The organism is Pseudomonas sp. Sample_24, assembly GCF_004307605.1.
Lineage (GTDB): Bacteria > Pseudomonadota > Gammaproteobacteria > Pseudomonadales > Pseudomonadaceae > Aquipseudomonas.
Genome location: NZ_RCNW01000297.1, coordinates 1 through 6,892, shown reverse-complemented (window position 1 = coordinate 6,892; position 6,892 = coordinate 1). Strand labels below are relative to the sequence as shown.

The window sequence follows — 6,892 nt, the reverse complement described above, 5'->3', positions numbered from 1 at the left end:
CACCGGCCTTGAATCGATCAGCTCTCAGCACTGATCAGTTGTATAGAAGGGTTTGTGTCCCCTTCGTCTAGTGGCCTAGGACACCGCCCTTTCACGGCGGTAACAGGGGTTCGAGTCCCCTAGGGGACGCCACGATTACCCGCTCTGCGGGATTTTATAAGGGTCATTCAATTATTGAATGGCCCTTTTGTTTGTCTGGCGTTTGGCCAAATCTCCCCAATTCTTTCAAACTGTTCTTCAGACCAGCGGTCACATCCACCACTTGCAGAATATTATTATGAGAATAATATTCTAATCGTAATATTCGGAGGCAACGATGAACGATAAAAAAGCTCAAACCCGCGAACGCATTCTCAAGGCCGCCAGTGCAGCGCTGATTCAGCGTGGCCCGGCCGAACCGAGCGTGGGTGAAGTGATGGGGGCGGCCGGTCTGACGGTTGGCGGCTTCTATGCGCACTTCGAAAGCAAGGACGCAATGATGCTGGAGGCGTTCAAGCAGTTGCTCGGTCATCGCCGAGGCCTGATTGCCGATATGGATGCCGAATTGACCGGTGAAGAACGTCGCGCGTTGGTGGCGGCGTTTTATCTGTCGCGCAAACACCGGGACTCGTCGGAATCGGCGTGCCCGATCCCGGCGTCCGTCGGTGAGCTGGGGCGACTGCCGGAAGCATTTCGAATCGCCCTGAATGAACACGTGGAAATGATGGTCGCGCAGTTGGCGGCCAGCCCGGAAGACACCGACAAGGCCCTGGCTGATATGGCGTTGATGGTGGGAGGTCTGGCTCTGGCGCGGGCGCTGGGGCCGGGAGAGTTGTCCGATCGTTTACTTCGCGCCGCCAAATCAGCGGTGCTGTGACCTGAAGGCTGCGGCCTGGGGAGAATGCGATGAGCACGTTGAAGTGGGTTCGTGGCGTGAATGGCACCTTGGGTTGGTTTGCACCGAAACTGGTGGCAAGCAAGATGCGACTGGCGTTCATGACGCCAAGGGATTTGCCGCCCCGTGATTGGGAGCTTCCGCTGCTGGCGAGGTCCGAGCGGATTACCTTGCGGTTTGGCCTGTCGGCGTTGCGTTGGGGGCAAGGCCCAGCGGTATTGCTGATGCACGGCTGGGAAGGGCGGCCGACACAGTTCGCCAGTTTGATTACTGCGCTGGTCGACGCCGGTTACTCGGTGGTCGCCCTGGATGGTCCGGCCCACGGTCGCTCACCCGGCAGTGAAGCGAACGTCGTGTTGTTCGCCCGCGCCATGCTGGAAGCGGCCGCCGAGCTGCCGCCGTTGCAGGCCGTCATCGGGCATTCAATGGGCGGCGCCAGTGCCATGCTTGCGGTGCAACTGGGCTTGCGCACCGAAACGCTGGTCACCATTGGCGCTCCGGCTCGCATTCTTGGCGTGTTGCGCGGATTTGCCCGGTATGTGGGCCTGCCGCCCAAAGCCCGTTCGGCGTTTATTCGCCAAGTCGAGAAAGATGTCGGGATGCGCGCTGCGATGCTGGATGTCGCCCACTATCAACTCGACATGCCTGGCCTGATCGTTCACGCCGAAGACGACGACTTTGTCTCGGTCAGGGAGTCGCAGCTGATCCACGAAGCCTGGTTCGACAGTCGCTTGCTGCGCTTGCCGGAGGGCGGTCATCAGCGAGTGCTGGCCGACCCTCGGGTGATTGATGGCGTGTTATCACTGCTGGCCGGTCGCAGCCTGCAATCGCGCCAATCGGCCTGAGCTTCCGTTACACTGCCCCGGTCGAAATAATCTGACCGGGAGTGGGGCATGGGCTGGGATCGGGCAACGCCGTTCATCATTGATTTGCAAGTGGGCGCCGAGGACATTGACGGTTTGGGCCACGCCAATAATGCGGTGTACGTGACCTGGCTCGAACGCTGTGCCTGGCGCCATTCCCAGCGCCTTGGCCTGGATCTGGTCGAATACCGTCGCCTGGACCGGGCCATGGCAGTGGTACGGCACGAAATTGATTACCTGGCTGCCGCCTATGAAGGTGATGAGTTGCAATTGGCGACCTGGATCGTCGATTGGGATCAGCGCCTCAAAATGACCCGGCATTTCCAGCTCAAGCGTCCAAGTGACAATTCGACCTTGTTGCGGGCGCAAACCACCTTCGTCTGCATTGAGCTGTCCAGCGGCAAGCCCAAGCGCATGCCGGCCGAGTTCATCGAAGGCTATGGCCCGGCCTTACAGGTCCTGATTTGACAAGACTGTGTGGCAAGTCTTTCGCTCGATAATCCAGTAAACTGCCGCACGTTTTTTCGTTGAGTGTGTTTTTTCATGCAAATTGCTTTGGCGCCCATGGAGGGGTTGGTCGACGACATCCTGCGCGACGTGCTGACCCGAGTGGGTGGCATCGATTGGTGTGTGACCGAGTTCATTCGGGTCAACGATCAGTTGCTCACGCCGGCCTATTTCCACAAATTCGGCCCAGAGCTGCTCAACGGCGCCCGCACGGCCTCCGGTGTACCGCTGCGTGTGCAACTGCTCGGTTCCGATCCTGTATGCCTGGCGGAAAACGCCGCGCTGGCCTGTGAGCTGGGTTCCGAGGTGATCGACCTGAACTTTGGTTGCCCGGCCAAGACCGTGAACAAATCCCGTGGCGGTGCTGTGCTGCTCAAAGAGCCCGAGCTGCTTAACCGGATCGTCGAGCATGTCCGTCGCGCCGTTCCAGCGCACATTCCTGTTACCGCGAAAATGCGCCTGGGTTTCGACAGCCCGGACGGCTCGCTGGTTTGCGCCACGGCGCTGGCCGAAGGCGGGGCGGAACACATCGTGGTGCATGCCCGGACCAAAGTGGATGGCTACAAGCCGCCAGCGCACTGGGAGTGGATTCCGCGGGTGCAGGACGTGGTCAAGGTGCCGGTGTTCGCCAACGGTGATATCTGGAGCGTCGACGACTGGCGCCGTTGCCGCGAAATCAGCGGTGTGGAAGACATCATGCTCGGCCGCGGCCTGGTTTCGCGTCCCGATCTGGCCAAGCAAATCGCCGCCGCACGAGCGGGTGAAGAGGTCGTGGAAATGACCTGGACCGAGCTGTTGCCGTTGATCCAGGATTTCTGGTTGCAAGCCAAGGCGCAGATGACGGCTCGGCAATCCCCGGGCCGCTTGAAGCAATGGCTGGCGATGCTGACGCGCAATTATCCCGAGGCTGTCGAGCTGTTCACGGTGCTGCGGCGTGAGACCGAGCTGGATAACGTATCGCGTTTGCTGGGTCTGCCGGTGGCCGAAGCGGCCTGAAGCTCTTTATTAAAAAAAGCAGAAAATGCGCTCTTGAAAAGCAATCAGTGGTCCCTATGTATGGGTTACGCGATGCCGAATTCGGGTCGCGGAGACACAAAACCTTGCTGATTGTTTTCAGGAGATTTGAATCATGACTACTGCATTTTCCCTGGCGCCTCTGTTCCGTTCCTCGGTTGGCTTCGACCGTTTCAACGACCTGTTTGAAACCGCCCTGCGTAACGAGCCAGGCAGCAGCTATCCACCCTACAATGTGGAAAAACACGGCGACGACCAATACCGCATCGTCGTGGCCGCGGCGGGTTTCCAGGAAGAAGACCTGGAGTTGCAAGTCGAGAAGGGTGTGCTGACCATCAGTGGCGGCAAACGTGACGGCAACGAAGGCGTGACCTTCCTGCACCAAGGCATCGCCCAGCGGGCCTTCAAATTGTCGTTCCGTCTGGCGGACCACATCGAGATCAAATCCGCTGGCCTGAGCAACGGTCTGTTGAGCATCGACTTGCTGCGGGTAGTGCCAGAAGAGGCGAAAGCCAAGCGTATCCCGATCAACGGGACGCAAAAACCGGCTCTGCAACACTAATCCAGAGCAACAGGAAAGGGCGCCAACGGCGCCCTTTTTACTGCCTGCAATTTAACGTTGGCCCTTGACTGCCGCTGCTTCGATTCCACGGGGATGGCGCGACGAAAACAGCAAGCCGCCAGCGATCTGCCAGATCAGCGCAAACGCGCCGACCAGAAACACGACATCGCCGAACGTACGCACCCACCGCAGGGTTTGCAGCAGGTCTTGCTGCATGAACGCTTCGCTTCGGGCGTACCACAGCCCTTGGCTGGCGCTGGCGTAAAACTGCAGGATGCCAATCGGCAACAGGCTGGTAACGATCATCAGCATCAGCCCGCCGTTGAGCCACCAGAAACCGGTGTTCATCAGTCGGTCATTGAACTGCAGGTTAGGTCGCAGATAGCGCAGGATCAGCAGGCTGAAGCCCAGTGCCAACGAGCCATAAACCCCGAACAACGCCGCATGGGCATGCAGCGGCGTGGTGTTCAGGCCCTGAATGTAATACAGCGCAATCGGCGGGTTGATCAGGAAGCCGAACACCCCGGCACCGAGCATGTTCCAGAACGCGGTGGCGATGAAGAACTGCAACGGCCAGCGCAGCCGGGCCATCCACGGCGCGCGTTCCTTCAGGCGCCAGTTTTCCCAGGCTTCATGTCCGAGCAGAATCAGCGGTACCACTTCCAGGGCGCTGAAGGTTGCGCCGACCGCCATCACCGGCGTAGTGGTCCCGGCGAAGTAGATGTGGTGGAAAGTCCCGGGTACACCGCCGAGCATGAACAGCGAGGCCGAGCCGAGAGTGGCGCTGGTGGCCAGGCGTTTCGAGACCAGTCCCATGCTGGTGAAAATGAAGGCCAGGGCGGTGGTGGCGAACACTTCGAAGAAGCCTTCGACCCACAGGTGCACGACCCACCAGCGCCAGTACTCCATGACCGACAGATGGGTGCGCTCACCATAGAACAGGCCAGCGCCATAGAACAGACCGATCGCCACCACCGACGCGGCCAGCAGAGCCAACAGGTTTTTATCGCCCGGCTGACGCAAGGCGGGCACCATTGCGCGCAACATCAGCACCAGCCAGAACACGATCCCGGCGAACTTGGCGATTTGCCACAGACGGCCCAGATCAACGTATTCGTAACCCTGGTGCCCCAGCCAGAAGCTCCATTGCGCCGGCATCAATTGGGCGATGGCGAGGAAGTTGCCGGCATAGGAACCCACGACCACCATTACCAGCGCCCAAAACAGCACATCCACTCCGAGCTTCTGCCATTTGGGGTCTTTGCCGCCATTGATGAACGGCGCCAGAAACAGCCCCGCCGCGAGGAAACCAGTGGCGATCCAGAACATAGCACTTTGCAAATGCCAGGTTCGGGTCAGTGAGTACGGAAACCATTTCGACAGCGGCAGTCCGTAGAAATCCTGGCCTTCGACTGTGTAGTGCGCGGTCGCGCCACCCATCAGCACCTGAAAACCGAACAGCGCTCCGACCAGCAACAGGTATTTGCCCAGGGCTTTTTGCGAAGGCGTGAGTCTGATCAGGCTCAGCGGGTCCTGGGCCGGGACCTTGGGTTGGCCTTCGTCGTGGTTGCGCAAAAACGCCCAGCCCCAGACCAGAAAACCGATACCCGCCAGCAGTACGACGATGCTGACGATGGACCAGACCATGTTTTCGGCGGTCGGGTGGTTGTCGATCAGCGGCTCGTGGGGCCAGTTGTTGGTGAATGTCGCGCTTTGGCCTTCGCGCTCGGTGGCGGCAGCCCAGGCCGTCCAGAAGAAAAAGCGCGTGAGCTGCTGGCGCCGGGCGCTATCGGGCAGGGTGTTTTCTTTCATGGCAAAGCTTTCGCGGCTGTGATGCAGCGCCGGGTCATTGCCGAAAAGGGCATGGTAATACTCGGCGGTTTGCGCGATGGCCTCGACGCGGCGATCGCTGAGCACCAGTGTGCCGTCGACAAGTCGATTGCCGCGGTATTCGCGTTTGAGTTGATGACGCAGCAGGGCCTGCTGATCATCATCGATTTGCTGGTAAGGCTTGCCATAATTCTGCTGCGCCGCCAGGTCGAGCCAGGTGAGCAGTTCGCGGTGCAGCCAGTCGGCGGTCCAGTCCGGCGCCTGATAGGCACCATGGCCCCAGATCGAGCCCAGCTGCATGCCACCGATGCCCTGCCAGGCCGTCTGGCCGTCGAGGATGTCGCTGGCACGAAACAGGGTTTTGCCCTCGACGCTTTGTACAGTTTCCGGGATCGGTGGCGCCTGCCGGTAAATCTCGTGGCCGAACCAGCCGAGCAGGCAGAAGGTCACGCCGAGGACGCCAATCAGCGACCACCATAATTTGCGGTATTCACCCATGGAGCACCTTTATGTCAAAAAAAAGCGCCCGCATAACGAGTATGCGGGCGCAGAAAACCCGGCCGTGTGATCGGGAAGAGACGCCGGGGTGTTGCTTCGGGAAAATGATCGGTTGTCGCGATCATTTGACTAGCGGTGCAGGACGTTTGTCCGCGGACCGAATGCGTGGGATCAATGTACGGCGCACACCGGTGCGGCGTCTCTCCTACACAGGTTCAGTGGGGTGATGTATTGGTTTTAACCATTCATACAGAGGTATGAAAGCGTGCAGAGCACTGTAGGAGCATGGCTTGCCCGCGATGACACCCATGAAATCGCCATCGCGGGCAAGCCATGCTCCTACGAGAAAGAGGTGTTACCTGAGCAGTTTTTGAAACTCTTCAACCGGCAACGGCTGGCTATGCAAATACCCCTGATAAAAGTGGCAGCCCAATCCCTGCAGAAACGCCAATTGCTCAGCGGTTTCCACGCCTTCGGCGATCACCTTCAATTCCAGGCTGCGGGCCATGGCGACGATGGCGCGGATGATCTCGGCGTCGTTGGGGTCGGTGGTGGCGTCGCGGATGAACGACTGGTCGATTTTCAGGGTGTCGACCGGCAGGCGCTTGAGATAGGTCAGAGATGAATAGCCGGTGCCGAAGTCGTCCATGGCGAAACTGACGCCGAGTTTTTTCAGGCGACGCATTTTGCTGATGGTGTCTTCCAGGTTCTGGATGACGATGCCTTCGGTGATTTCCAGTTTCA

The 6,892-nt window shown here is 59.4% G+C and carries 7 protein-coding genes and 1 tRNA gene; 6 read left to right on the top strand and 2 right to left on the bottom strand.

All coding sequences use genetic code 11. The annotated features are described in order from the left end of the window. Positions 1 to 56: 56 nt before the first annotated feature. The 6 genes from D8V06_RS16100 (at position 57) to D8V06_RS16075 (ending at position 3,820) form a co-directional block, all read left to right on the top strand. Positions 57 to 132, top strand: a tRNA-Glu gene (locus D8V06_RS16100). Between the two features lie 184 nt (positions 133 to 316). Beyond that, complete coding sequence (locus D8V06_RS16095; RefSeq protein ID WP_056853720.1) at positions 317 to 856, top strand: TetR/AcrR family transcriptional regulator; 540 nt, start codon at positions 317 to 319, stop codon at positions 854 to 856. Positions 857 to 885: 29 nt separating this feature from the next. After that, positions 886 to 1,719, top strand: a complete 834-nt coding sequence (locus D8V06_RS16090; RefSeq protein ID WP_056853719.1) for an alpha/beta hydrolase — start codon at positions 886 to 888, stop codon at positions 1,717 to 1,719. Positions 1,720 to 1,767: 48 nt separating this feature from the next. Further along, positions 1,768 to 2,205, top strand: coding sequence for a thioesterase family protein (locus D8V06_RS16085; RefSeq protein WP_056853718.1), 438 nt, complete (start codon positions 1,768 to 1,770; stop codon positions 2,203 to 2,205). Positions 2,206 to 2,280: 75 nt separating this feature from the next. Further along, a complete protein-coding gene (locus D8V06_RS16080) occupies positions 2,281 to 3,240 on the top strand; it encodes a tRNA-dihydrouridine synthase (protein ID WP_130931300.1) in 960 nt (319 codons plus the stop codon). Between the two features lie 133 nt (positions 3,241 to 3,373). After that, on the top strand, positions 3,374 to 3,820 hold the full coding sequence (locus D8V06_RS16075; protein WP_056853716.1) for an Hsp20 family protein: 447 nt from the start codon (positions 3,374 to 3,376) through the stop codon (positions 3,818 to 3,820). A 51-nt stretch (positions 3,821 to 3,871) separates the two neighbouring features. Here the strand turns inward: D8V06_RS16075 and D8V06_RS16070 are convergent, their stop codons facing one another. Continuing rightward, complete coding sequence (locus D8V06_RS16070) at positions 3,872 to 6,148, bottom strand: nitric-oxide reductase large subunit (protein ID WP_130907726.1); 2,277 nt, start codon at positions 6,146 to 6,148, stop codon at positions 3,872 to 3,874. A gap of 355 nt (positions 6,149 to 6,503) precedes the next feature. After that, on the bottom strand, positions 6,504 to 6,892 hold a 389-nt coding region (locus D8V06_RS16065), incomplete at its 5' end, for an EAL domain-containing protein (RefSeq protein WP_130931299.1).

Excerpts from the sequence above, each read along its gene's own strand:
- D8V06_RS16095 (WP_056853720.1), top strand. The coding sequence starts at position 317 with ATGAACGATAAAAAAGCTCAAACCCGCGAACGCATTCTCAAGGCCGCC.
- D8V06_RS16090 (WP_056853719.1), top strand. The coding sequence starts at position 886 with ATGAGCACGTTGAAGTGGGTTCGTGGCGTGAATGGCACCTTGGGTTGG.
- D8V06_RS16085 (WP_056853718.1), top strand. The coding sequence starts at position 1,768 with ATGGGCTGGGATCGGGCAACGCCGTTCATCATTGATTTGCAAGTGGGC.
- D8V06_RS16080 (WP_130931300.1), top strand. The coding sequence starts at position 2,281 with ATGCAAATTGCTTTGGCGCCCATGGAGGGGTTGGTCGACGACATCCTG.
- D8V06_RS16075 (WP_056853716.1), top strand. The coding sequence starts at position 3,374 with ATGACTACTGCATTTTCCCTGGCGCCTCTGTTCCGTTCCTCGGTTGGC.
- D8V06_RS16070 (WP_130907726.1), bottom strand. The coding sequence starts at position 6,148 with ATGGGTGAATACCGCAAATTATGGTGGTCGCTGATTGGCGTCCTCGGC.